The following is a 26,778-nucleotide window of genomic DNA, read 5'->3' as shown; positions in this document are numbered from 1 at the left end:
TCTATGGGAATAGTTCAAAATCAATCGTTTAAAAACACTATTACCACCTATATTGGATTTGGTGTAGGAGCGATTAATACCTTATTCCTTTACACCGAGTTTATGAGCGAACAGTATTATGGGCTCATTACCTACATACTATCAACAGCTTATGTAATGATGCCTTTATTGGCATTTGGCGCGCATAATACCTTGGTGAAATTCTACTCATCATATAAGTCTAGAAACAACATTAATAGTTTTTTAACATGGATGCTATTTTTGCCACTTTTAATGATAATTCCTTTAGGATTAATTGGTTATATAACGTTTGAAATTATTAGTAATTTTTTGTCAGAAGCCAATCCTATAATTAAAGATTACGTGTGGCTAATTTATGTAGCTGCTATTGCATTTTCGTATTTCGAAGTATTTTACTCATGGACCAAGGTACACATGAATAGTGTCTTTGGAAACTTTATGAAAGAAGTATTTCATAGAATAGGAGTGATGGTGCTGTTGTTTTGTTTGTATTTTAATGTCATTTCCATTGAAGTCTTTGTTTATGCTGTGGTTGGTGTGTATGTATTACGAATGCTTATTATGAAGCTTTATGCTTACTATGTGCGACGCCCAATATTTAGATTCGGAAAGTTGCCAAATATTAAAGCAGTTTTAAAATATTCAGCTTTAATTATCATAGCAGGTTCGGTAGCTAATATTATTTTGGAAATCGATAAGTTTATGATTGGTCAATACATAGAAATTGAAAAAGTTGCTTACTATGGTGTGGCTATTTATATAGCAACTGTTATTGGTGTTCCTGCTCGTTCTATGCATCAAATTACCAATCCGTTAACGGCTAAACTACTTAACAAAGGCGAAAATAATCAGCTTAAAGTACTATATAAAAAAAGCTCACTTAACTTATTTATAATCAGTGGATTTATATTTTTATTAATTATACTTAATATCAACCAACTTTATGAGCTTATTCCAGATAAATACACTGGAGGTTTGGTTGTAGTACTTTTAATAAGTGTTGCCAAATTATCCGATAATATTATAGGCAATAACAATGCAATTTTATTTAACAGTGACTACTATCGTGTGGTATTAGCGTTAGGTGTATTGCTTGCAATTATGACGGTTGTTTTTAATGCTATGTTAATTCCAGAATACGGTATTAATGGTGCAGCATTTGCTACATTTATGTCTGTAATTGTATATAATTTTGCAAAGGTAACTTTTGTGTATTATAAATTTAAAATGTCACCTTTTTGCGTTAACACCCTAAAAACACTTATCCTAATTATTATTCTTGCATTAGTTTTTTATTTCTGGGAGTTCCCATTTCACCCAATTATTAATATTGGTTTAAAGTCCTTATTAATTGGTCTTTGTTATGGGGTAATTGTGTATAGTATGAATTTATCAGACGATATTTCAGCAATTTTAAATAAGTTACTTAAGAGATAAAACTTTTGTCATTACAAGCCTAGTGAAGTAATCTGTTGATTAGTAACTATAATTTTTTACGGATTACTTCTACTGACGATAAATGTCAGTATCGCAATGACGTTTCATTGTATAAAAAAGAAAATCCCGCAAGGTGCCTTGAGGCATTCATCTTGCAGGACTATCCAACTAACTAACCAAAAATTATATATTATTAATTTCTTCTACTACTTCTAGACTTTGAGCCTCTAGAACTAGATTTAGCCTTTTGTTTTACTTGTGGTGTTCTCTTTTTACTAGCTTGAGAACTCTTGCTGCGTGTTGAACGTTGTTTTACACTTTGTGTTTTACGTTTTGTACTTGACCTTTGTGAAGCTTTAGGTTTAGAAGAATTTCTAGACGTTGAACGCGCTTTGGGCTTTGTACTTGTATTTCTTTTTGCAGTTTGAGATCGCGACTGTGTAGTCGTTCTTCGTTGCGACTTATTTGCATTATCATTTCTATTAACAGTTCTGCTAGAACGAGTTGGTCTCGCATCATTTGATGTTCTTGACCTTGCAGTTCTTGCGTCACTAGACGTTCTAGCTCTATTGGTAGTTGCATCACTGTTTCTTCTACTTGAAGATCTTGTGGCATTACTATTTCTAGAGGTTTTTGCATTTTGGTCTGCACTTGCTAAACGTCTGCTACTTCTAGTAGTGGCATCATCTCGTCTAGATGAGCGTGTTTGTGCATATCTATCACTTTGTCTTTTTGATGAACGTTGTGCTACAGAGCTTCCACGTCTGCTTCTGGTATAAGAGACTCTTGGTCTGTAATTGTCTCTATAAGGTCTGTAATATCTATGTCTAATAGGCTCATAATATCTTCTATAAGGTCTGTTAAATACAATTCTAAAGTCTATTAAAGGCGCACTATAGTATCTGTGCCAAGGTCTATATACATAGTGTCTGTTATACACATTAATAAATCCTGTACAGTGAGAATATCTATTATATGCATTGTAGTGAACATATAACCCACCAACGCGCGTTACGTAGCCATAGTTGTTATATCTAATGCGTACATCACCAGCACGAACAATGCGTCCGTAATAATCGTAATAAATTGGTACGTTTTCAATTTGTATTACAGCACCATAGTCATCATACTGTACATAAGCGTCATAGCCATAACCAGTGTTAAAGCTAATACTAACATCGTTAAAATCGGTATAGGCACTGAAGCGAGGCCCATTATCCAGTACATTAAAATCAAATTGACCATCAGGAAATACCGAAAACTCAACCCCTTGTTCAACAAAAATGAAAGAGTTACCATAATTTCTCACTAATGTATTTGATGCATGAGCATTAATATCTAAACTGTTGGTGGTTGTTATCGCACTAACAGAGACCCCTGTTAGGAGTACACCTGCAAAAAATAATAGTAACTTTTTCATTTTAATTTGATTTTTTGGGCTATATAATAGAAATAAACATTACATAACACGTCGTTTTTTAATTGATATTTAATACTTACCAAGCATCGTGCCAAAAACAGTTTTGTAATAAAATTGTAATAGAGTTGACTATAAAAAATAAAAAGACGATATTAGTTATGTCCTAGATTTATTTATGTTTTTCAATCTACAGTTCTTATGGTTTATTTTTTATTAATTAAAGCCAACACTCATGAAAAAATCAGTTCTTCTTATTGTACTATTACTCTTTGTTTTTAGTTGTACAAATTCTAAAACAAAAGATGTTAGCGCTCCTGAAAAAAATAATTACCTAGACTATTCTAATCGCGATGATAAACTAAGTGGTGGCGTAAAAATGATTCCTATAAAAACCACTTCTGGAGAATTTAAAGTTTGGACAAAAAGAGTTGGGAATAACCCAACAATGAAAGTGTTATTGCTTCATGGAGGTCCTGGTGCAACACATGAATATTTTGAAGCATTTGATTCTTATTTTCCGAATGCTGGAATTGAATACTATTACTACGACCAATTAGAATCTGCTTACAGCGATCAACCTAACGATAGTACTTTATGGAGTGTAGATCGTTATGTAGATGAAGTAGAACAAGTTCGCAAAGCTCTAGGTTTAAATAAAGATAATTTTTATTTATTAGGAAATTCTTGGGGAGGCATTTTATGTATGGAATATGCCTTAAAATATCAAGATAATTTAAAAGGCTTGATTATTACTAATATGATGGCTTCAGTTCCAGAGTATAACAAGTATGCCAATGAAGTTTTAGGACCACAGTTACCACCAGAGGTTTTAAAAGAAGTGAAGGAATTGGAAGCTAAAGGAGAGTTTGATAACCCAAGATACAGCGAACTATTATTTAAACATTATTATACTGAGCATATTTTAAGAATGCCTCTTGAGGAGTGGCCAGATCCTGTGAATCGAGCATTTGCAAATCTTAATCCCAATTTATATGTAACCATGCAAGGACCAAGTGAGTTTGGTATTGTAGGTGATGCTAAGTTAAAAGATTGGGATATTACTACCGAACTTCCAAAAATCACCGTACCAACCTTAAGTGTTGGAGGAGCCTACGATACCATGGACCCTAAACACATGGAGTGGATTGCAACGCAAGTACAAGACGGACAATATTTGCATTGCCCAAACGGTAGCCACATGTCGATGTACGATGACCCAAAGACTTATTTTGATGGGATTATTAAGTTTATTAAAGAAGTGGATGCGCAATAAGTGTAAAATCCTAAAGTTGTTGAAAAACAACTCATTAGTCTTTTTGGAAGTTAAATAACTTGTTAATAAATCTATTTTATTTGTAAGAATAATTCTCTTAAATTATGTGCTTAATTGTATGTAATAATAATTTTGGATTTATGAAACTAAAATCAATTGAGCTAACAAATTATAGAAGTATAAATTCTGTAAAAATTTCTTTGAAAAGAATATATGGTAGTAATACATATTGTCTTTTCGGTATTAATGAATCGGGAAAAAGTAGTTTTTTAACTGGCTTAGCACAATATGATGAGAAAGATATAAATTACCCAATTGACTATTTTGATGATACTCAACCTGTAAAATTAATTTTTGAATATCAATTAGATAAAGATGACAACTTTGGTTTACGCAATAAATTGGAAAAGGATTTCGATTTTCCAAAAGAAGTATTAAGAAAAATAAGCGTGGCAAATGTGGGAATTGAGATTTCTTATACACCTAATGAAGAAAGCAAAAGGTCTTTGAAAGAGGAGATTCAATTCAAAACCTCAAAATTTGTGGGTTATAAATTAGAAGATAGCAAACTAATAAAAACTGATAGCGATGGGGAGTTTTTTGATATGCATGAGTTTATGCTAAATAATTTATCTGATCATTTCTGGGCTTTTTCACATAAAATAGTTCTATGGTCGGCAATGGATATTTACCTTATTAAAGATGAAATTGATTTGAATGAGTTTATGGAAAACCCAACAGGAATTTCTATTCCATTAACCAATGCTTTTGCTTTATCTGGAATATCTGAAAATGAAATTGAAAATACAATTTCAAAGCTTAAAGACCCAGCATCAATAAGAAATTTAGAATCTTTATTGAGTGAAGAGGTTACAAATCATATTTTGAAAGTTTGGAGAAATCATCCTATTAAGGTTCTTTTTAAGATAAATGAAAATAAAATCACTTTATTAGTTGAAGATGATGGAGTTAAGCATAAATCTAAGTTAACTCATCAAAGAAGTGATGGTTTTAGGCAGTTTATCAGTTTCTTGCTATCTATATCAGCTGAAAGCAATAATGATGAATTAACAAACACTATGATGCTTCTAGACGAGCCAGAAACTCACCTTCACCCTCAAGCTCAGATTGACCTCATATGAATTAATTAAGATATCATCAAAAAATGGCAACATTGTTTTTTATGCTACTCATTCAAATTATATGATTGATAAAAAACATCTAGATAGGAATATTAGAGTTGTAAAAATTAATAATGAATCCACTCAATTAGATTTTATATCTCAAAAAAACAGTACTTATTCTGAAGTAAACTTTACGGTTTTTAATATTCCTACTACTGATTATCATAATGAGTTATATGGTTATCTTTTTGACGTTAAAGGAAAAGAATTAGAAAATTTTGATAAGGATAGAATATGGATAAATGAATTAACAAAAAAAGAAGAGAAGGTTTCATTGCCTAAATATATTAGAAACTCGATACATCATCCTGAAAATACATCAAATAAAAGATTTTCTGAAAGACAACTTAGAAAGTCAATAGAGTTGCTTAGAAAATTAAAATACAAATAATTATAAAAACCAAGAAACCCCAAAAGTCATTGGGAAATAACTAATGAGGTTTCTAAATAACCAATTTTAGTAGGTTACGAACAATAGGTTAATACTTGCGTCTTTTTTTAACGCCTTTCTTTTTCTTTTTTAAGGTTTTATCATTCTTTCTGTAATAGTAGTAATCGTCATCGCGACCATCCCATCTATCATCATATCTATCATCATCATACCAATCGTTGTCTTTATGGAAATGATCGGTTGTGCAACCTGTCATTCCACAAAACCCACAACCTTGGTTGCTTCTATTAACTTTTCCTCGTACGCCAATCATATCACCCCAACGGTTGTATTGTATATGCAAACCACCAACTTGTTTAAGTTGACCAAAACGATATTGCATATATACTGAACCTATACGTTTTACACGTCCTTGATAATCGTAGTTAATAAACACATTACCAATTCTACGTACACGTCCTAATCGGTCATGGGTAATAATCACGCCACGAGGACGGTTGTAGTTAATTCTTACTCCTGGTGCTCCAAAAGTGGCATTAATGCTACCACGCTTAGTTCTCGATTTTCGGTAATATGAATCACCAAAATGTCCATAATTGACATCGGTGTTAAAATCGAATTCACCATTTTGAAAGATTAAGAATTCAACACCACGCTCCACAAACACTATAGGTTGCGTAAAACGATAGCGTTTCGTAATTCTTAAATCTTTACTGTTTAATTCAGAAACTAGTTCTGATGCTGTTGCAAATGTTACACCTAGTAACATAGTTGCTAATACTAAAGTAATTTTTCTCATAGTAAAAGTATTTAAGATGAATGCCTACTCATTTAGCTTTTCGGCTTACGCTATTTGTTAATGAAGTTTTCATTTATCGTGCCAAAATTGTAAGTAATTGATATACAGTGTTAAAAAATGGTATTAGTCATTTCGAACGAGAGAAGCGAGGAGAAATCTCATAATTTGTAAAATGAACAACTAATTTTATGATGCTGTTATGAGACTTCTCACGTGCGTTCGAAGTGACACGTTTTAATATCTTTATGTTTTTACAATAAAACTTTGTAACAACTTATTGGTATTATTCGTCATTATGTTAAAGAAGTTGTTTCTTTTTATTAAATTTAGAAGCAGTAAAAAGTCGTTAACCAACCATCAATGGCAAAGAACACTGAAATAACCAACCCGTCAGAGAATGACGATCATGTAGATTTTTCGTTAGAACAGAACATGACCATGTGTCAAAACTGTGAAAAAGAACATGATATTGATTTTGATTTTTGTCCGCATTGCGGACAACAAACAACAGACGATTTAACGGTGGGAGTTTTGTTTTATAATACTATTGCCAATTACTTTTCTTTTGATGCACGATTTTTTAGAAGTTTCATTCCTTTAGTATTTAAGCCAGGAATTTTAGCAAAGCGCTTTGTAAGTGGTAAACGCTTAATGTATTTGCATCCTGCACAAATGTATTTATTTATTTCGGTGGTGTTTTTCTTTATGTTTTCGTTTAAAATCAGGGAATACAATGCTAATTTTGATAAAGTATTACAAGAAGGTTTTAAGGTAGAACAATCTCAAGATTCAATTAACATTAGCCCATTAGATTCTGCTACCGTTGAAAAAATAAAAGCACCTTTAAAAAATGATAGTGGATTATTGTCTGGAATGTCTGACCAGGAAAAGCAAGAATTAGACTCGTTAATTACAAGTGTATCTCAGCCAAAGAAAGCAGATAATAATATAAATTTTGGGTATGATACTAAAAAATTAGACTCCTTAATTGCTATTAATGCATCAGAAAAAGAGCAATTACTAGCTGTTGGCATGAAAGAAGATGCTGGGTTTTTAGAAAAACAGTTCTATAAACAATTAATTAAATTTCACAAGAATAGAGGAGGAGGTATTGTGCAGGCATTGTTCGATAGTGTCCCAATTTCATTATTTATACTATTACCAATATTTGCGCTTTTACTTAAAGTGTTTTATTGGCGACGTGGAAGATTTGCACATCATTTAGTATTTAGCTTTTACTATTTCTCATTTTTGTTTACAGTACTATGCATCATTCTTGGAGTAAATTATATTATAGACATACCAGACTGGATTGACTTTTTGGTACTCTTATCAACATTCTTTTACTTGGTATTTGCTGTGCGCAATTATTATGAACAAGGCTTTTTTATTAGCTTGATAAAATCTTCAATGCTCACATTTATGTATATGATATTTGTAGTCCCTATGGCTATTATGATTATGCTAGGGTTATCATTTTTACTCTATTAAAGCTTGTCTTTTAAATATTTGCCAGTAAAAGAATTATTATTAATAGTAATTTCTTCGGGGGTACCTGAAGCTAATAATTGCCCGCCATTTTCACCGCCTTCAGGACCAAGATCTATAATATAATCGGCACATTTAATAAGCTCAATATTATGTTCAACTACGATAATAGAATGTCCTTTTTCAATCAATGCGTTAAAAGATTTAAGCAGCTTTTTAATATCATGAAAATGCAATCCGGTAGTTGGTTCGTCAAAAATAAATAAGGCCGTTTCTTTGGTGTTTCCTTTACCTAAAAACGTTGCCAACTTAATACGCTGTGCTTCACCACCAGACAGAGTAGAAGAGCTTTGACCGAGAGTAACGTAGCCTAAACCAACATCTTGTAGTGGTTGTAGTTTGTTTTTTATTTTAGTTTGATGTGTTTCTTCAAAAAATGCAATGGCATTATCGATGGTCATGTTTAAAACATCATCTATGGTTTTGCCTTCAAAAGTAACTTCAAGAACTTCTTTTTTAAAACGCTTACCGTTACAGGTTTCACATTCTAAATGCACATCAGCCATAAACTGCATTTCTATAGTGACTTCGCCTTCGCCTTTGCAGGTTTCGCAACGTCCACCATCTACATTAAAACTAAAATGTTTTGCTTGGTAGCCTCTAATAGTACTTAGCTTTTGCTTGGAGAATAACGCACGAATATCGTCATAAGCCTTGATGTAAGTAACAGGATTGGAGCGTGACGAGCGGCCTATAGGATTTTGATCCACAAATTCAATATGCTTTACATTACTAAAATTGCCTGAAATAGAAGTGAATTCTCCTGGTTTATCACCATAACTTCCTAGTTCTTTAATAAGCGCAGGGTGTAATATCTTTTTTACCAAAGTACTTTTACCACTTCCGGAAACACCAGTCACGACAGTTAACATTCCCAAAGGAAACGTAACATCGATGTTTTTTAAATTATGTTCTCTAGCGCCTTTTATATCAACAAAATACTTAGATGTTCTTCGTTCTTTTGGTACTTCAATTTTGTAAGAACCATTTAAGTATTTAGCAGTTAGCGAATCGGATACTAAAATATCATTATAACTTCCAGTAGCAACCACTTCACCTCCAAAGGTTCCGGCTTCTGGACCAATATCAATAATGTCGTCAGCAGCAGCCATAATATCTTCGTCATGCTCCACAACTATAACAGTGTTACCAAGATCTCGTAATGATTTAAGTACGGTTATTAAACGTTCAGTATCTCGAGGATGTAAACCAATACTAGGTTCGTCTAAAATATACATCGAGCCAACCAAACTACTTCCAAGTGAGGTGGCCAAGTTAATACGCTGACTTTCCCCTCCAGAAAGTGTGTTGGATTTTCTGTTTAAGGTCAAATAATTTAAACCTACGTTAGTTAAGAAAGATAATCTATTTGATATTTCTTTTAATAAGCGTTTAGCAATTTGTGTGTCATAATCGTTTAGTTCAAGCTGTTTAAAAAAAACTGAAAGCTTATTTAAAGGCATTTCAACCAAATCGGTAATGGTGGCATTATTTATCTTAACATAGTTTGCTTCAGGACATAATCGCTTACCTTTACAAGCATTACATTTTGTTTTGCCTCTGTAACGCGATAGCATTACACGGTTTTGGATTTTATAGGCTTTTGCTTCTAACTCAGCAAAGAAACTGTCTAATCCCTCAAAATATTCATTACCTGTCCAAATGAGTTGTTTTTGATCTTCGGTTAATTCAAAATAAGGTTTATGAATTGGAAAGTCGAATTTATGAGAGTTGTTTACTAATTGATCTCTATACCAACTCATGCTTTCACCTCTCCATGGAAAAATAGCGTTTTCGTAAACAGATAACCCTGTGTTTGGAACTACTAAATTTTCATCAATACCTATAATGTCTCCATAACCTTCACATTTGGGACATGCTCCATACGGATTATTAAAACTGAATAAATGAATATTAGGTTCTAAAAAACTAATACCATCTAATTCAAATTTATTACTAAAATGCTGCTGTGAGTTATCTTGAAGTGATTCTACATAACATTCACCTTTGCCTTCAAAGAAAGCGGTTTGAATAGCGTCAGCTAAACGATTAAAAAAATCTTCGTCATGCTTAGTAATGATACGATCCACTACTAAAAACAAAGTATCCTTATCGTTAGAGCTTTGAATATACTCATCAATTCTAAGTACCTTACCATTCACTTTTACTCTAGCATAACCTTGTTGATATAATACTTTTAGTTTATCGCTTATGGTTCTACCTTCTTCTAAATGAATAGGAGCGAGGAGCAATAGTTTTTCGTCTTCGTCAAATTCTTTAATATGTTTAATAACATCAGTAACGGTATCTTTTTTGACCTCAGATCCTGATTTTGGAGAATATGTTTTACCAATTCTTGCAAACAGTAGTTTTAAATAGTCATAAATCTCAGTTGTAGTACCAACGGTTGATCTTGGATTGGTCGAGTTTACTTTTTGCTCTATAGCAATAGCAGGAGCTATGCCTTTAATGAAATCGACCTTTGGTTTATTGAGTCTTCCTAAAAACTGACGTGCATAACTCGATAAACTTTCAACATAACGACGCTGACCTTCGGCATACAAGGTGTCGAATGCTAAACTGGATTTTCCAGAACCCGACAATCCAGTAATAACCACTAATTTGTTTCTTGGTATTACAACGTCAATATTTTTTAAGTTATGCAGTTTTGCACCTTTTATAATGATGTTTTTCTTTGGATCTACGTTTGTAATACTAGTATTTATTGACATTTTTAAGAAATAATCCTACAAAGATACTACTTCTATTTTAGCTTTTAAAATTGGTATCTTGTCGATTTTTTAGTAAAAACTTACATTTTTTTTGTTTTTTAGGAACGATTGTTGTTATATTTGGTTTCTATTAATCAGCAAATTAAACTATTAGCTTATAGCATAACATTACTTTTTTAAATCTTAACCCCCTAACAAAGAAGGATTCTTCTTTGCGAAAAAAGTAATGATTATGAAACAAGAACTTATCACAGATGCTGAGTTAGTGAGCAACTACATTACAGGCGACGAGAGCGCTTTATCAGTTTTAATTACCAGACACAAGCAAAAAATTTATAGCTTTATTTATTCTAAGGTTTACGATCGTGACGTTACCGAAGATGTTTTTCAAGATACCTTTATTAAGGTTATTAGAACATTAAAGCTTGGAAAATATAATGAAGAAGGTAAGTTTCTTCCTTGGGTAATGCGTATTGCTCATAATTTAGTGATTGATCATTTTAGAAAAAACAGTCGCATGCCTAAATTTGACAATGGTCAAGAGTTCAATATCTTTTCAGTAATTAGCGATTCGTCTTTAAATGCAGAGAAATCAATTATTAAAGAGCAGGTGCAAGAAGATGTTAGGCGTTTAATTGAAGAACTTCCTGAAGATCAAAAACAAGTATTAGTTATGCGTATGTATAACGATATGAGTTTTAAGGAAATATCTGAAAACACTGGTGTTAGTATTAATACTGCTTTAGGTAGAATGCGTTATGCACTCATTAATTTAAGAAAGGTTATAGATAAACATAATATTGTTTTAACTAATTAATACAATTTTAACTAATTAATACAATAAACAAAGTTATGCCACGTTACACTATTATATTAACAACTAAATTAGTCAGATGGCAAAACTTTACATTGAAGATTCAAAACATTTTGAAACGTTAAAACCGAAAGAAGAAACGGTTAATTTTCTTCTGAATTATTCTCAGGCTTTAAGTGTTATAAGTTGTAATAAATTAAAGTTTGAAGCGCTTCTTAACTAAACTTTGGCGAAAAAGAGCTCTAATATAGTCATTAGGGCTTTTTTGCGCTGTAATATTGTTGTATTACCGATTTTCTTCCAATTGTTTTAGTAATAATATCTTTATCAAGATTCCACCCTCTTGCAGGTGAATATTCACGTCCATACCAAATTATTTGTAAGTGTAAATCGTTCCATAATTCTTTTGGAAACAAGCGTTTTGCATCTTTTTCGGTTTGTTGCACGTTCTTACCATTGCTTAAGTTCCAACGATACATTAATCTGTGAATATGCGTATCTACAGGGAATGCTGGAATACCAAAAGCTTGAGACATTACTACGCTAGCAGTTTTATGCCCAACAGCAGGTAACTCCTCAAGAGCTTCAAAACTTTGAGGTACTTTACCTTCATGCTTATCTATTAATATTTGTGATAAGCCATGAATGCCTTTACTTTTCATTGGAGACAATCCTACTGGTTTAATAATGTCTCGTATATCATCTACTGTTAGTTTCACCATATCGTAAGGATTATCGGCTTTATCAAATAATAAAGGTGTTATTTGATTGACTCTTACATCTGTACTTTGAGCAGACATTAATACTGCAATTAATAGTGTGTAAGGATCTTTGTGATCTAACGGAATAGGTATTTCTGGGTAGAGTTTATTTAAGGTTTTTATAACAAAATCTACTTTTTCTTGCTTGGTCATTGGCGTATCTTTGTGAAAATTCAAAGATACTAAGTTATGACTACATTAAAAATAGGAGATAAGGCTCCAAATTTTAAAGCAAAAGACCAAGACGGAAATATAATTTCATTAAATGATTACAAAGGGAAGAAGCTGGTATTGTTTTTTTATCCTAAGGCTAGTACACCTGGTTGTACTGTTGAAGCTTGTAATTTAAGAGACAATTATAAGCGTTTCCAGTCATTAGGTTACGATATCCTTGGAGTGAGTGCTGATAGTGAAAAAAGACAGTCTAATTTTAAAAATAAATATGATTTTCCCTATCCTTTATTAGCAGATGAAGACAAAACCGTTATAAATGCTTTTAAAGTTTGGGGACCAAAGAAATTTATGGGAAGAGAGTATGATGGTATTCATCGTACTACATTTGTAATTGACGAAAATGGCGCAATTGAAGATGTAATTACTAAAGTAAAAACCAAAGAGCACACAAGTCAAATACTTAAATAGACAAAAAAGCGGCTTTACTTCGACAAGCTCAGCAACCAAAAGTCGCTTTTTTTATGTAATTATTTTTTTAATTTTTTCTTACTCAAAATTATAGGCTTTCTAGTGTAACCAAACATTCTGTAGTCTTTTATTAAATCGGCAATACCTTCAGGTAGTTTATCGCTCCAACCACGTTTTCCAGATGAAATTTTCTCTAGTATTTCTCTTGAAAAGACATTTAAAGTTTCAGGGTCAACATCTTTTATATCTGTTACTTTTCCATTGTATTTAAAGAACTTATATAACTCTTTCATTCTTGGATGTACTTTTAGGTTTTCACTAGTAATTAGTTTTCCTGTTGTTTTGTCCATCATTGGATATAAGTATACTTTTAGATCTTTAAAGAATAACTTACCAAAAGCCTCTAATATACCACCACTTAAGTGTCTATAATATTTCTCATCAAAAATATCTACTAAGTTGTTAACTCCCATAGCTAGCCCTAAACGCGCTTTGGTATATTGAGAGAAGTACTCAACAAGTTTGTAGTATTCTTGAAAGTTTGAAATTAATACTGTTTGCCCTAATGAGCATAGCAAATCGGCTCTATCCATGAAATCTTGTTCATCAATTTCACCTTCAGCACGTAAATTTGATAGGGTAATTTCAAAAAGGGTTTGTGTATTGTTTTTGTCAACTCTATTTTCTTCAAGAAACATTTCGTAAGACTTCTGAAACATGTCCATATTAACCTTAGTAACAGGCCTAAAGCTACCACGAAGTGCTAAAATATTTTTCTTATAAAGTACTCTAGCAGGTAATACGTTGTTTCCTGCAGGGTCAAACATTACGGCATCAGTCATCCCGTTTTTCACGAGTTGTAAACTCATTAAACGATTATCTACGTTAGCAAACACAGGTCCTGAGAAATTAATAGTATCAATTTCTAGTTGGTCTTTATCTAAGTGGTCGTATAAATAGCGAAGCAACTTTTTAGGTTCATTATACTTGTAAAAAGCACCGTAAATTAGGTTTGTACCTAACTTTCCTAAGGTTTCTTGTTGTAATCTTGCATCATTTTCTTTAAACCTAAAATGCAAAATAATTTCGTTATAATCTTCTTTTGGATCAATTTGATATCTAATACCAACCCAGCCATGACCTTTAAATTTTTTTGCGAAATCTATAGTTGTTACAGTATTGGCGTAAGCAAAAAACATTTTATTAGGATGCTTATCTCTGGTTATTCGCTCTTCAATTAAATTAATTTCGTGCGACAACATTTTGCGTAGCCTTGACTCGGTTACATAGCGTTTATCGTCTTCAATGCCATAAATGGCATCACTAAAATCCTTGTCGTAAGCAGACATCGATTTTGCAATGGTTCTTGAAGCACCACCGGCTCTAAAAAATTGCCTAACTGTTTCTTGTCCAGCTCCAATTTCGGCAAAAGTCCCATAAATATGTTCGTTTAAATTTATTCGAAGTGCTTTTTGTTTTAGAGAAGGAATGTTTTCAATCTCCATGTCGCCTTTAAGGGTAATTTCCATCGCAATTATGTCGTTTTATTCTGCGTAACAAAGGTATTAAAATAGAGACGCAAAGAAAAAAAATAACATTACTTTTGTTGTAAAATTTGCAGATTTGAAAGTCACATTTTTAGGAACAGGTACATCTCAAGGAATCCCTGTAATAGGAAGTACACATCCCGTTTGTTTAAGTACAAATAAAAAAGATAAACGTTTACGTGTTTCTGTACTAGTTGAATGGGATGAGTTTGCTTATGTAATTGATTGTGGTCCAGATTTTAGATGCCAAATGCTTCGTGCTAACGTTTTAAAGATTGACGGAATTTTATTTACGCACGAGCATGCCGACCATACGGCTGGATTAGATGATATCAGACCGTTTTTTTTTAAGCAAGGAGACATTCCTATATATGCTCACAAAAGGGTAATGCAAGCTTTAGAGCGTCGTTTTGATTATATTTTTGAAACAGAGAACAAGTACCCTGGAGCTCCTAGTGTTGAAAAAAAGGTAATTGAAAATAAGCCATTTAAGCTTGGTAACCAAGATATTATGCCAATAAATGGGTACCATAATAATTTACAAGTTTTCGGGTTTAGATTTGGTGACTTTGCTTATCTCACAGACATGAAAACTGTTGAAGATGATGAAATAGAGAAATTAAAAGGTGTTAAAGTTTTAGTTGTAAATGCGCTTAGAGAAGAAAAACACGAATCACATTTTAATTTAAAAGAAGCTTTAGAATTCATTAATAAAGTAAGCCCTGAAAGAGCTTATTTAACACATATTAGTTCGTTATTAGGATTTCATGACGAAGTTGAAAAAAAATTACCTAAAAATGTATTTTTAGCTTACGATACCTTAGAGTTAACCTTATAAAACCATGTTATGAAGAGTAAAATTTATTTATACTTATTTGTATTTACGTTATTGCTAGTATTGTTTATGTACGTTAATTCTAAAAGTATTCTTGAAAAATATGAGAGAGATATCACAACAGCTAAAGAAAAAATAGTGTTGTACAAAGATTCGTTAACCGTTTTACAGGATGAAAAATTTGATCTTATGTATTTTAATTTAGAGCATAACGAAGATGCTTTGAGTTATTTTGAAAACGAAGGAATTGATGTAACTTCGTTAATTCCATTTTTAAAAGATGAGTTATATAAACTGAATGAAGTAAAAGGAGAACACCCATTAGTGCCTTATGCAGCTATGACAGATGGTAAAATGATGATTAATAATATTAAGTTTTTAAACCATAAATGGATTATTGCCGATTTCTCTGACGGTAAATATTGGGGAGAACTATTTTTAACTTACGAAATAACTAAGGATAAAAAGCTAAACTATAAACTGGTTGAGCACTTTTTATATCCTCCTCAAAATTATTAGACACGTGTCTCTAACCACGATTTAAAATCGTAAAAATTTTGTGGTGCTACACCATGGCCAACAGGAAATTCAGCATATTGGTGTTTTACGTTTAAAGATTCTAAAATGTTTGGAGTTTGTCTAGCCCATTCTACAGGTATTACTTGATCTGCACTACCATGTGAGCAATAAAAATTTAAATGCGAAAGCTGCTCTTTGTTGTAAGTTTCAGGAATAATATCTGGATTAATATAACCACTTAAAGCAACTATGTTTTTTACTTTTTCAGGGTAGGTAAGGGCTACTGCATAACTTAATATAGAGCCTTGGCTAAACCCTAATAAAGTTACATTATTACTGTTAACTGGGTAAGTATTGCATACTTCATCAATAAACCGAGCAATTAAGTCTCTTGATTTTATTGCCTGCTCATTATCACTCCATTTGCCCTTGTCTGCATCAAAGTTTATGGCATACCACGCGTTTCCAAAAGGTTGTATAGTATAAGGAGCCCTGGCAGAAATAATAAAAAGTTCTTCTGGCAATTCTGATGCAAAAGAGAATAAATCGTTTTCATCACTTCCATAGCCGTGAAGCATAATAACGACAGGTGCGTTAGTTTTTAAAGAGGAAGGTCTGACGATGTGCTCTAACGATAGATTTGTGTTGATCATTTATCCTAAGCTTGAAAAAATACGCTGATATAAATCTCCTAAAATTGGTGTTGCTTGGGCTCTACCTGTTAAAGCTGTCATAAACCCAAATAGGAACAGCACACCAAAGAATATCCAGAACCCTATGGTTATAAGCCAATTGTCAAAAAGCCCTACAAAATATCCTAAAACAAAAAATGTTAGCCATAAACCAAGTGCTTGCCTTATATGAAAAGCCGCAAAACTATTTTTTTTCTCATTATTTAAGAAAAATGCGATAACGACTCCAAAAATTGTTAAATAACTAATAATTGCGGTAGTGCGTCCTTCTTCTATTGTTTGATTATCCATAATTAGAAAATTATAAGATTATTTTTTTATTGGCAATAATACCATAAGCTTTTCCTTTAAGTGTTTGATTTTCAAAAATCGAATTGCGAGATTTTGAAACAACATCATTTTTAGTAAATGTATAAGATACATCAGGATTAAATAGTGTTATGTTTGCTTTATTGCCAATGCTTATTGTGTTGTTATCAATTCCAAAACGTTCTTTTCCTTTTGTAAGTAGTTTTATAACAGTTTTGGTTGATAGTATAGAATTTAAAGCTCCAAAGGCACTTTCTAAACCTATCGTTCCGTTTTTAGCATAGTCAAACTCTACTTTTTTTAATTCGATATCTAACGGATTGTGGTCGCTCGTTACCATATCGATAGTGCCATCTTTTAAGCCATCTATCAAGGCTTCAATATCATCGTTAGTGCGAAGAGGAGGCGATACTTTAAAGTTTGTGTCAAAATCTGTTAATGCCTCGTCATTAAAGAACAAGTTATGAATGGCAACACTACATGTAATATCTAATTTCTTCTTTTTTGCTTCTCTAATTAATGCCACTGATTTAGCAGTAGAAATTGTTGGAATGTGTAATCTTCCTTCTGTGTATTCCAGAATAAATAAGTCTCTTGCTACTTGTAACTCCTCAGATATTGCAGGAATTCCTTTAAGCCCAACAGTAGTACTTGTTATGCCTTCGTTCATTACACCATGACCTGCAATATTATTATCTTGAGGGAAGGAGCATACCAAACCATTAAATGTACTAGCATATTGTAATGCTATTTTCATTAAGTTTGGGTTGCTAATCGACTTTTTGTAATCACCAAAAGCTACGGCTCCAGCATTAGTCATGTCAAATAACTCTGCCAAATCTTTACTGTCACTATTTTTAGTCAAAGCTCCAATTGGATATAGTGATACTGCATGATTTTGTGCTTTAGATTTTACAAAAGCTATATCAGCGTTTGTATCTAATACAGGATTTGTATTAGCGTTTAATGCAACCGATGTGTACCCTGATTTACCTGCGGTTTTTAATCCGTTTACAATAGTTTCACGTTCTTCATAACCAGGTTCACCAAAACTTACGCTACTATCAAACCAACCTTGTGATACATGTAAGTTGTCAAGCTTAATCTCTTTGTAGTTGTTAGGATTACTTATGCGTTTTGAAATGTTGGTAATTATTCCTTTTTCAATTAAAATATCTTGAGTTTGATTGTGAAAATCGCTTTTGGAATCTAGAATGGTCGCAGACTTTATAAGTACGTTCATTTAAAATATTTTAATATGAGCATCTCTATAATTAATAAGACTAGTGCAAAAATAGTAAACCATTTCCATAGCTCGTTAATATTTGAATCATTTTTTATAGAAGTCAATATACTTTCAACTGAATTTGAAACAACAACATTGTTTAAATTAGATAAATCTATATACTGTAGGTTGCTCTCTTTTCTATTGTAGTTGAAACTAACCTTTTTAAGCGTTTCATCATTGTTGTTGATGTTGTAAATCCCTGCTTTTGTAGGTAAATCGCTAGTTGTAATACTAACTTTGTTGCTGTAAGACCGTTGCTGAGGAATAATTTCTTCGTTATTTGAAGCTAATCTCAATATGGCATCTTGTTGAAGCGATACATTAACATCAAAAGTATTTTCATTTCCAATAGAATAAAAAAGTTTAGGTAGTTTTAAGCTTTGTTTTCCTATGTTATAAATAACAGGAACTACTAATGGCGAATTAATAAAATTTGAATTACCGCTATTTAATGCTGATGCAAAAGCAAACACAGAACCATTTTGCGATAGAAAAGGTTTGCCATCTTCAAACTGTAATACACTTGCGCCAGTATTTAGCTCATAATAACTATTAACTTTTGGGTATTGAAAATTGTTTACTTGCTTATCAAATACTTGGTTTAATATAGGATGAGAGTAATTAATTGTAGTAACTCTTTTTTCTAAATTAACAACATTAGATTTATAATTAAATATTTGATTATAAGAATTTAAAGTAATATTATTTGAAGGAATAATTAATATGTTTCCACCATTATTTGTGAAGCTGTTTAAAGAGTTTATTAATGACACTGGTATGTTATCTAACTCGTTTAAAACAATTAAATTTTGTTCATCAATTTCATTGTAGTTTAACTGATCTAACTTGACTTCTGTATAATTAAATTCTGTATCTGTAAAAATGCGTTTTAAATAATTATCCTCACTTGTATTAACTGTTAGAACGTTTATCTTTTCTCTTTCATTTATGTTAAAGTATAAGGTATTATCAAACAATAAACCATTATCTTCAATAGTTACTTTTCCATTAATAATTGTATTTGCTGGTAACGTAAATTGAGCCTGTTTAACATCATTAATAGCCGATTTAGCTAATAATAACTCATCACTATAGAGCGCAACCGAAATGTTTTTGTAATCACCATTTCCAGATACCGTTGCAATAAGCTCATAATTTGTAGGTGTTTCTTTAGAAATATAGATACTGTCTAAACTAACATTTTTGTTGGTGACAGTTTTAAGTTGTACTAGGTTTAATGCGTACGATGTTTTGTTATTTTCAAAAATAGCATTATTATCTATTTGAAAATCGGATATCAAAACCAAATTTTTGTTTGAAGCTTCATCTTGACTAAACAATTTATCTCCTTTTAACAATACAGATTCATAAGATAATTGATTAGCCGAATAATCAAGTTGTAATAATTCGTTAGAAAGGGTTTTTCTTGTAGCATTAATAAAGGTATGGTCGTTAGTAAATAGCGTAATTTCATCAGTATCATCTAAAGCATTTAAAACTTCTTGAACACTGCGTTTAAAGAGTTCTCCTTTGTCTCCTTTTGCTTGCATACTAAAGGAGTTATCTAAGTAAACAACGGTTTCTGTTTTAGAGTTTAAATCTTTTAAATTTGAAAAATAAGGTTGTGCAAAAGCAAAAATAATAGCTACAAAAAGCAATAGTCTAGTTATTAGTGTTAACCATTTTTTTAGTTGCGAACTTTTGCGTGTTTGTATAATAACATTTTTTAAAAACTGTACGTTGGTAAACGGTACTTTTTCAAAACGACGCAATTGAAAAAGGTGAATTATAATAGGAATTAGCAGTAAAAATAAAAAGTATAGAATTTCTGGGTGCTTAAACTGCATTAGTGAGTATTATTTATAATGAGTAAAGATAGAAAATGAATTGAGAATTGTTATTCTGTATTCTGAGAATTTTAACGTTTAACAAAAGAAAAAATAATCATTCATAGATGTCATTTTTTGATTGTGCAGGTAAGCTCTAATGTCTTTTTGAGCTTCAGTATTAGCAACTGTTATAATACTCTGTGGATTGTTTAGCTGTTCTAAAAATTCAAATGCTTTTAGCTGTTGGTTATAAATATGTTTTCCAATTTTTTTCGGGTTATCGCAAATCCAGTAAAAAGGAATATCCTTTTCAACCAACGCCTTAGCTATGGTTTTTCCTTTAAACCCAGCTCCCCAAACAACCAATGGTCTGTTTGGTTGGAAATCTAACTCTAAAAAGTAATGAAGTTTAATATCTAAAAAATAGTTTTGAGCATAATGCTCATGTGTTCTGGAGGTTCTAATAGGGTAATCCCTCCAATAGTGTAATAAATCACTACTCGGAATACATTTTAATCCATATTTATAAAATCTGAATGTTAAATCGTAATCTTCCGGATAACGGTTAGGCTCAAAGGCTTCGCAAGCTATAAAATCTTCTTTGTAGGTCATCCAGCAAGGTGAGGGAATGACACATTCCTTATATATTTCAGAATAATTTTCTCCTTTGCTGGTAAGTTTGTTTAACCATTTTTCATATTTATTATAACCATCACTAATGCCTTCGTCTGAAAAATACTTAACTAAACCAAGAGCCACATGACCATTTCCACTATCAATAAGTGATTTTGCCATAATCTCTAATTTGTTTGTAGGCATAATATCGTCACTGTCCATTCTTGTTACAAACTCGCCACTGCAATTAGTAAAAGCCGTTTGAAGCGCAGCGATAATTCCAGAACCGTCATTTTTAAGTAGTTTAATTCTAGTATCTTTTTTACTATACTTGGAAATTATATTGTAACTATCATCGGTTGAACCATCATCTATAATTAATAATTCCCAATTAGTATAAGTTTGATTTACAATAGAATTAATACATTCATTTAAATATTTAGCAGTGTTTTTAAAAGGTGTAAGAATACTTATAAGAGGTAATTGCATGTAGCGAAGATATTAAACTCTGCCATTAACACAAATTAACAGCAATTTTCGGCAAAATATAAAATGTAATATTATTTTTGTTGCACTTAAAAAAATGTATTTATGAAAAAAACCTTATTAATTCTTGGTGTTTGCATATTAATTTTTGGATGTGGATCCACTAGAAACGTAAACGATTTAGCTGTAAGCAATGCCATAGTTACTAAAATTGATCTTACAAAAGTAATAGACGATAAAGCACCAGTAACTATTAACCCTGGAAGATTTACAGTTGAAACCGTAACCTACAGATTACCAAAAGTAGTTCAAGGAACTTATGCTGTAAGTGACTTTGGTAAATATGTTGACGATTTTAAAGCCATTGATTATAAAGGAAATGAATTGACGATAAGTAAGGATGGTACCAATACTTGGGTGATTAATGATGCTACAAAGTTAGATTATATTACTTATTATGTAAACGATACATTTGATACTGAAACTTCAGGAGCAATAGCAGGAGATAATCCTTTTTCACCAGCTGGAACCAATATTGAACCAGATAATTATGTGTTAAACCTACATGGTTTTATTGGTTACTTTGACTCATTAAAGAACAATCAATATACTTTAGACGTTACAGCACCTGCTGATTTTGTGCGTACTTCTGCATTACAGCAAGTAGCAAGCACACCTAGCAACGACGGGAGTTCAATTACCTCTAGTTATTTTGCACCAAGGTATTTCGATATTACCGATAACCCAATGATGTATGGAAAGCTTGATGTTGAAGAATTTATGGTTGGCGATATTAAAATTGTTTTGAGTGTATATTCTCCAAATAAAATGCATTCGGCTACTTCTTTAAAAGAAACCATGTATAAGATGATGCAAGGTCAAAAAGCCTATTTAGGTGATATTAATTCTACAGCACGTTACGATATTTATGTCTATCTGTCAGAAGGAAAAGAAGATTCTCCAAAAGGGTTTGGGGCTTTAGAGCATCATACATCTACAGTAGTGGTCATGCCTGAGTCTATGGAAGAAGCTGCATTAGCTACTCAAATGATAGATATCGTATCACATGAGTTTTTCCATATTGTAACGCCTTTAAGTGTTCATTCTGAAGATGTACACTATTTTGACTATAACGCACCGACATTCTCTAAGCATTTATGGATGTATGAAGGTGTAACCGAATATTTTGCCACTCTTTTTCAAGTAAATCAAGATTTGGTGTCAGAAGATGAATTCTATAGTAAAATTATGGGTAAAATTCAAACATCTAGATCGATGAATGATGCCATGAGCTTTACTGAAATGAGTGAAAATATAGTTGATGAACCCTATGCAAGCCAGTATTATAATGTTTACCAAAAAGGAGCTTTAATAGGTATGTGTATAGACATTTTAATACGAGAAGGAAGCAATGGCAATAGAGGTATTCTATCATTAATGAAAGAACTCTCTATGAAATATGGTAAAAACAAGCCATTTGAAGATGATAAGATTATAGATGAAATAGTGGCTATGACCTATCCTTCGTTACAAGAGTTTTTCGACAATCATGTTATTGGTAACACACCAATTGATTATAATAAATTCTTTGAAAACGTTGGATTGCATATAGCCGAGTCAAAAGTAAAGGCTAATTATTTAATGATTAATGGTACTCCAATAGTATCAGGTAACGGACAGACAGGAACTATCTTTTTCACTGCTTTAGCTGAGCAAAATAGTTTTTGGGCAGAACAAGGTGTAAAAGCTAATGATGTTATTAAAATGGTTGATGGTAAAGAAGTGACGCTTCAAAATGCAAACGCAATTTTTCAAGAAGTATTTGGATGGCAACCTGGAAGGGATATTGAAATGAAGTTAAATAGAGGTGGAGAAGAGATTATTATTAAAACAACCTTAACTCAGGGATATACAACTGGAGATAAACTGCAAGCTAAGCCTAATGCTACTAAAGCCCAAGTAGATTTAAGAAATTCTTGGTTAAAAGGATAAATACCTATTATTAGTATAAATAAAAAGAGGTTGAATGTTCAACCTCTTTTTTTATCTATTAACTTAAAAAATTATTCTATTAAATCTGTATTTACAATAGCAGTTTCAATGGATAGTTTATTACCATCGTTAACTTTAGTCCAAGTTATATAAGCTAAGTTGTTTTTTACAACCATCCTAGGAAAGCCACTTGAACGACTTTCAGACGATTCAGCTAAGGTTACAATGTTACTTAATGTACCATTTTTGTAAACACGTTGTAACTGAATTTGTGTTTTCCCTTCAACAGTATCCATCCAACTGACTAAGGCAGAATTATCCTTTAGTAATTCAATATCTACTCGACCTAAAGGCGCAATATCACCAATTTCAATAGGTTCATTAAATACTTCTCCATTATTGTTTGAAAAGGCTACTTTAACTGATGGTAAATTATTAGCAACGGTAAACCAAGCCACTGCCACAGTACTTTCTTCAGTTGATATTGCAGGACCATTTACAGGACAACCAGTAATTTTCCAATTGTCATTGTAAATTGGCTGTGGTTGTGTCCATGTACCATTAACTAGTTTTACATAATAGATGTCTCTTATCTCAGCTTCAGAGCGATCTCTATAAATCACTATTGGCCCTTCTTCGGTCATTGCGGTATCTGTTTGACAGCAATCACAAACCCTACTATCTAATAAGTATTCGTTTTCTAATTTAGATTCACTGTTTATAACAGCAGCTCTAAGTGTCATTTGTTTAGTAATAGTAGTATCTTTTTCAGCATAAGCCATTTGTCTTCCATCTAACCAAACAGATAGAAATGAGTCATCATTCATGGCAACTTTACTAACAAAACCATGTTCAGTGTTTGTGCTATCAGTATGAGGAGTTAATACATCACTCCAATTATTGCCACCGTCTTTTGATACAGTAAGTTTCACATCGTACGCATAGATGTCGCTGGCACTTTTTTCTAAATAATGAGCAACTAAATTGCTTCCAAACGATGTCACAGATGGGAAATCTGCCCAATTAATAAACCAGTTATCACCTGATGCTATTGTTTGAGGCTCAGACCAAGTGTTACCTTCATTTAATTTTGCCAGTAATAGTTTACTGGAATTATCATTAGTTTCTATCCAACTTAGATAAATACTACCATCATCTGCTTTATGCAAACTAGATTCTGAACCATTTAAACTAGCAGGAGCAGAAATGTAAGTCACTGTTTCTAATGGTTTTGTGTTACAGGAACATAAGATTAAAAATAAAGCAATTATAAATACTTTGCCTTTCATATGTTAATATTTTGCAGCTTTTCCGTTAGCAGAAGATTTTTTAATAAATGCTCTTAAATCGTCATTCGCTTTAATTAAATCTTCTTTTCTTAAATACATCATGTGTCCACTTCTGTAGCCTTTAAACTCCATACGTTCTTTTAATTTACCACTTGGGTCAATTTGAGATAAAGTATATTTAGCGGTGAAATAAGTGGTCGCTCCATCATAGTAACCAGATTGATTTAATACATGTAAATATGGGTTTGTAGCCATGGCTTTGCGCAACTCATCTCTTGTGTTATTATTGTCATTATTCCAAGGGTGTACAGGACCAAACATGTTATATTTAATGTCTGTGTCGAAATTCAATTCGTTTTTGATATAATGATTAATTGCAGGTGTAAACGAATGCAACCAAGATGTTAACTCAGCACTATAATCAGGGCTCATGCCTGCTTCCATTCTGTCAATTCCTAAATAGCGAGAATCTAAACGACCAATGGTTTGACCCGTTTTGTCGCGAAGCAATTCTTTCCAAAAGAAACTATTTGGTACCACTAAATTATGTTGTAAGATTACTTTTTTACTCAAGCCAGTATATTGTGACATTTTTTCGGCAACACTGTTACGTTCAGTATCACTAATAAAACCACCTTTTGCAATGGCTGGCATTAATGTGTTAATAGCGTAATTTTCTACTTCAGGCAATACATCGGTTAAGTCTTTGTTTTGAAGTGCAGGAGGTAGCATTTTATGATACCATGCTGCTGCTGCTTTGTAAGGTAAATCTAGTGCCGAATATTCTGGTTGACCATTTGTATTATAGGCATTATAATCGGCAGGTGATACTAAAATAACACCATTTAAATACATCCATTGGTTGCTTTGTAATTCGTCGGCTAATCCCATAACACGAGTGCCTCCATAACTTTCACCAATAATATATTTTGGTGATTCCCAACGGTTCTTTCTTGATATAAAAGTGTTTACCCATTCGGCTAAATATTTAATGTCTTCATTGATTCCAAAAAACTGTTTTCTATCTGGCATTTTGCCATCTTTTCCTGGAACCATTCTTGAGTAACCTGTATTTACAGGGTTCACAAACACAATGTCTGCAACATCTAAGATTGAATATGGATTATTCTTAAATCCGTAGGGTTGCACAGGATAGCCTTCATCATCAATTTTTAAAATTCTTGGGCCTGTGTAGGCAACATGCATCCATACTGATGCAGAACCAGGGCCTCCATTAAAGGAAATAATTAAAGGTCTAGAGGCTCTGTTTTTTATATCATTTCTAGTGTAATAAGTATAAAACAATGTTGCCACTGGATCACCATTGGTATCCCAAACAGGTAGTGTGCCTGTTTCTGCTGTGTACGACATGCTAACGCCTTTAATGGTTGTGTTGTGTGTTGTTCTTACAGTAGTATCAACAGGAATAGTTCTACTTTGAGCAAATGATGTAGTGATTCCTATGATGCATAGAAACGTAAATAATTTTTTCATGAAATTGAAATTTTAGTTGGTTTACTTTGAATACTACTAAAGTACTATTTTGCTAGAAATTGCATAAAATAATTATGAATTGTTATTAACTATTAAAACCCTTCAAAAACACCTAAACCAAATAGTGCAAAGTCATATTTTACAGGATCATTAGGGTCTAGTTTTCTTAGAGAATTATCTAATTCGTTTAAAGCTTTAGCATCATTCTGTTTTCTATTAAGAAGCCCTAATTTTCTGGCTACATTGCCAGAGTGTACATCTAAAGGACATGACAGTTGGCTAGGAGAGAGGCTGCTCCAAATTCCAAAATCTACACCTACGTTATCTTGCCTTACCATCCAACGTAAAAACATATTAATACGTTTTGCTGCTGAGTTTTTTAACGGATCGCTAACATGCTTTTGGGTTCTTTGTAAATGCTCGATTTCAAAAAAGGATTGTTTAAAATGATGTATAGAGTTTTGTAAAGAACCTTGTTGAGCATGTTTTGAAAACACAGCTTCTAAGCCACCATAAGTGTTGTAGATGTATTGTAAGCTTTTAATAAACTGGATGAAGTCATTGCCATTAAAAGTGCGATGGACAAAAGATTCTAGAGTTTTTAAATCGTTATCTTGATAATGCATTACAAAGTCATGTGGCGCATTATCTAGTAATTGCATCATTTTTTTTGCATTATTAATAATGCTTTTTCTATTTCCCCAAGCAATAGTTGCTGTTAAAAACCCTGCAATTTCAATATCTTCTTTTTTATTGAATTGATGAGGTATTTGTATAGGGTCACTCTCAATAAACTTTGGATTATTGTACAGCTCTACTTTGGAGTCAAGAAAATCTTTTAGTTCTGAAGTTTTCAAATGA

At 32.2% G+C, this 26,778-nt stretch carries 24 protein-coding genes; 11 read left to right on the top strand and 13 right to left on the bottom strand.

Annotated features, from left to right (window positions below):
• The first annotated feature begins 3 nt into the window (after positions 1–3).
• Positions 4–1,458, top strand: coding sequence for a lipopolysaccharide biosynthesis protein (locus tag E5167_RS11620; protein ID WP_136844271.1), 1,455 nt, complete (start codon positions 4–6; stop codon positions 1,456–1,458).
• Between the two features lie 193 nt (positions 1,459–1,651).
• Here the strand turns inward: E5167_RS11620 and E5167_RS11615 are convergent, their stop codons facing one another.
• A complete protein-coding gene (locus E5167_RS11615) occupies positions 1,652–2,878 on the bottom strand; it encodes a hypothetical protein (RefSeq protein ID WP_136844269.1) in 1,227 nt (408 codons plus the stop codon).
• Positions 2,879–3,110: 232 nt separating this feature from the next.
• Between E5167_RS11615 and E5167_RS11610 the strand changes: the two genes are divergently transcribed.
• The 3 genes from E5167_RS11610 (at position 3,111) to E5167_RS11600 (ending at position 5,726) form a co-directional block, all read left to right on the top strand.
• Complete coding sequence (locus E5167_RS11610) at positions 3,111–4,151, top strand: proline iminopeptidase-family hydrolase (protein ID WP_136844267.1); 1,041 nt, start codon at positions 3,111–3,113, stop codon at positions 4,149–4,151.
• A gap of 140 nt (positions 4,152–4,291) precedes the next feature.
• A complete protein-coding gene (locus E5167_RS11605) occupies positions 4,292–5,293 on the top strand; it encodes an AAA family ATPase (RefSeq protein WP_169301420.1) in 1,002 nt (333 codons plus the stop codon).
• Positions 5,280–5,726 (top strand): hypothetical protein, encoded by a 447-nt coding sequence (locus E5167_RS11600; RefSeq protein ID WP_136844263.1) that lies wholly within the window; start codon positions 5,280–5,282, stop codon positions 5,724–5,726. The genes E5167_RS11605 and E5167_RS11600 overlap by 14 nt, the downstream gene beginning before the upstream one ends.
• Before the next feature lie 88 nt (positions 5,727–5,814).
• Here the strand turns inward: E5167_RS11600 and E5167_RS11595 are convergent, their stop codons facing one another.
• Positions 5,815–6,525 carry a hypothetical protein gene (locus tag E5167_RS11595; protein ID WP_136844261.1) on the bottom strand — a complete coding sequence of 237 codons (711 nt, stop codon included), beginning with the start codon at positions 6,523–6,525 and terminating at the stop codon, positions 5,815–5,817.
• Positions 6,526–6,885: 360 nt separating this feature from the next.
• Between E5167_RS11595 and E5167_RS11590 the strand changes: the two genes are divergently transcribed.
• Positions 6,886–8,016, top strand: coding sequence for a DUF3667 domain-containing protein (locus tag E5167_RS11590; RefSeq protein ID WP_239021992.1), 1,131 nt, complete (start codon positions 6,886–6,888; stop codon positions 8,014–8,016).
• Here E5167_RS11590 and uvrA read toward each other — a convergent pair.
• A complete protein-coding gene (uvrA, locus tag E5167_RS11585) occupies positions 8,013–10,805 on the bottom strand; it encodes an excinuclease ABC subunit UvrA (protein ID WP_394347693.1) in 2,793 nt (930 codons plus the stop codon). The two genes, E5167_RS11590 and uvrA, sit on opposite strands and share 4 nt — an antisense overlap.
• A gap of 232 nt (positions 10,806–11,037) precedes the next feature.
• Between uvrA and E5167_RS11580 the strand changes: the two genes are divergently transcribed.
• The gene (locus E5167_RS11580) at positions 11,038–11,622 is read left to right on the top strand and encodes an RNA polymerase sigma factor (protein WP_136844259.1); all 585 of its coding nucleotides are present in this window, start codon (positions 11,038–11,040) and stop codon (positions 11,620–11,622) included.
• Between the two features lie 76 nt (positions 11,623–11,698).
• Entirely contained in the window at positions 11,699–11,842 is a 144-nt protein-coding gene (locus tag E5167_RS15425) for a hypothetical protein (RefSeq protein ID WP_169301419.1), read from the top strand.
• Positions 11,843–11,873: 31 nt separating this feature from the next.
• Here E5167_RS15425 and E5167_RS11575 read toward each other — a convergent pair whose 3' ends face one another.
• Positions 11,874–12,533, bottom strand: a complete 660-nt coding sequence (locus E5167_RS11575; RefSeq protein ID WP_136844494.1) for an endonuclease III domain-containing protein — start codon at positions 12,531–12,533, stop codon at positions 11,874–11,876.
• 36 nt (positions 12,534–12,569) lie between these two features.
• Between E5167_RS11575 and bcp the strand changes: the two genes are divergently transcribed.
• Positions 12,570–13,022, top strand: a complete 453-nt coding sequence (bcp, locus tag E5167_RS11570) for a thioredoxin-dependent thiol peroxidase (RefSeq protein ID WP_136844257.1) — start codon at positions 12,570–12,572, stop codon at positions 13,020–13,022.
• A 59-nt stretch (positions 13,023–13,081) separates the two neighbouring features.
• On the opposite strand, the gene E5167_RS11565 is transcribed toward bcp, so the two are convergent.
• Positions 13,082–14,551, bottom strand: a complete 1,470-nt coding sequence (locus E5167_RS11565; protein WP_136844255.1) for a TonB-dependent receptor — start codon at positions 14,549–14,551, stop codon at positions 13,082–13,084.
• A gap of 94 nt (positions 14,552–14,645) precedes the next feature.
• Between E5167_RS11565 and E5167_RS11560 the strand changes: the two genes are divergently transcribed.
• Entirely contained in the window at positions 14,646–15,407 is a 762-nt protein-coding gene (locus tag E5167_RS11560) for an MBL fold metallo-hydrolase (RefSeq protein ID WP_136844253.1), read from the top strand.
• 9 nt (positions 15,408–15,416) lie between these two features.
• On the top strand, positions 15,417–15,923 hold the full coding sequence (locus E5167_RS11555; protein ID WP_136844251.1) for a hydrolase: 507 nt from the start codon (positions 15,417–15,419) through the stop codon (positions 15,921–15,923).
• Here the strand turns inward: E5167_RS11555 and E5167_RS11550 are convergent.
• The 5 genes from E5167_RS11550 to E5167_RS11530 all read right to left on the bottom strand — a co-directional run bounded on the left by E5167_RS11550 (position 15,920) and on the right by E5167_RS11530 (position 21,145).
• Positions 15,920–16,576 carry an alpha/beta hydrolase gene (locus E5167_RS11550; RefSeq protein ID WP_136844249.1) on the bottom strand — a complete coding sequence of 219 codons (657 nt, stop codon included), beginning with the start codon at positions 16,574–16,576 and terminating at the stop codon, positions 15,920–15,922. The genes E5167_RS11555 and E5167_RS11550 overlap by 4 nt on opposite strands.
• Positions 16,577–16,906, bottom strand: a complete 330-nt coding sequence (locus E5167_RS11545; RefSeq protein ID WP_136844247.1) for a hypothetical protein — start codon at positions 16,904–16,906, stop codon at positions 16,577–16,579.
• Between the two features lie 10 nt (positions 16,907–16,916).
• Positions 16,917–18,167: a dihydroorotase gene (locus E5167_RS11540; RefSeq protein WP_136844245.1), complete on the bottom strand. Its 1,251-nt coding sequence runs from the start codon at positions 18,165–18,167 to the stop codon at positions 16,917–16,919.
• Positions 18,164–20,059: a BatA domain-containing protein gene (locus tag E5167_RS11535; protein WP_136844243.1), complete on the bottom strand. Its 1,896-nt coding sequence runs from the start codon at positions 20,057–20,059 to the stop codon at positions 18,164–18,166. Before E5167_RS11535 ends, E5167_RS11540 begins: the two co-directional genes overlap by 4 nt.
• Before the next feature lie 78 nt (positions 20,060–20,137).
• Positions 20,138–21,145, bottom strand: coding sequence for a glycosyltransferase family 2 protein (locus E5167_RS11530; protein WP_136844241.1), 1,008 nt, complete (start codon positions 21,143–21,145; stop codon positions 20,138–20,140).
• Between the two features lie 102 nt (positions 21,146–21,247).
• Here E5167_RS11530 and E5167_RS11525 point away from each other — a divergent pair, with 102 nt between their 5' ends.
• A complete protein-coding gene (locus E5167_RS11525; RefSeq protein ID WP_136844238.1) occupies positions 21,248–23,134 on the top strand; it encodes a M61 family metallopeptidase in 1,887 nt (628 codons plus the stop codon).
• A 71-nt stretch (positions 23,135–23,205) separates the two neighbouring features.
• On the opposite strand, the gene E5167_RS11520 is transcribed toward E5167_RS11525, so the two are convergent.
• The 3 genes from E5167_RS11520 to E5167_RS11510 form a co-directional block, all read right to left on the bottom strand.
• A complete protein-coding gene (locus E5167_RS11520) occupies positions 23,206–24,423 on the bottom strand; it encodes a sialidase family protein (RefSeq protein ID WP_136844236.1) in 1,218 nt (405 codons plus the stop codon).
• Positions 24,424–24,426: 3 nt separating this feature from the next.
• Positions 24,427–25,917, bottom strand: coding sequence for a S10 family peptidase (locus E5167_RS11515; RefSeq protein ID WP_136844234.1), 1,491 nt, complete (start codon positions 25,915–25,917; stop codon positions 24,427–24,429).
• Between the two features lie 92 nt (positions 25,918–26,009).
• Positions 26,010–26,774, bottom strand: coding sequence for a TIGR02757 family protein (locus tag E5167_RS11510; protein WP_136844232.1), 765 nt, complete (start codon positions 26,772–26,774; stop codon positions 26,010–26,012).
• Positions 26,775–26,778 lie beyond the last annotated feature (4 nt).

This window comes from Pontimicrobium aquaticum, assembly GCF_005047595.1.
Lineage (GTDB): Bacteria > Bacteroidota > Bacteroidia > Flavobacteriales > Flavobacteriaceae > Pontimicrobium > Pontimicrobium aquaticum.
The sequence above is the reverse complement of the archived record's forward strand: the minus strand, read 5'-3'. Positions and strand labels throughout refer to the sequence as shown.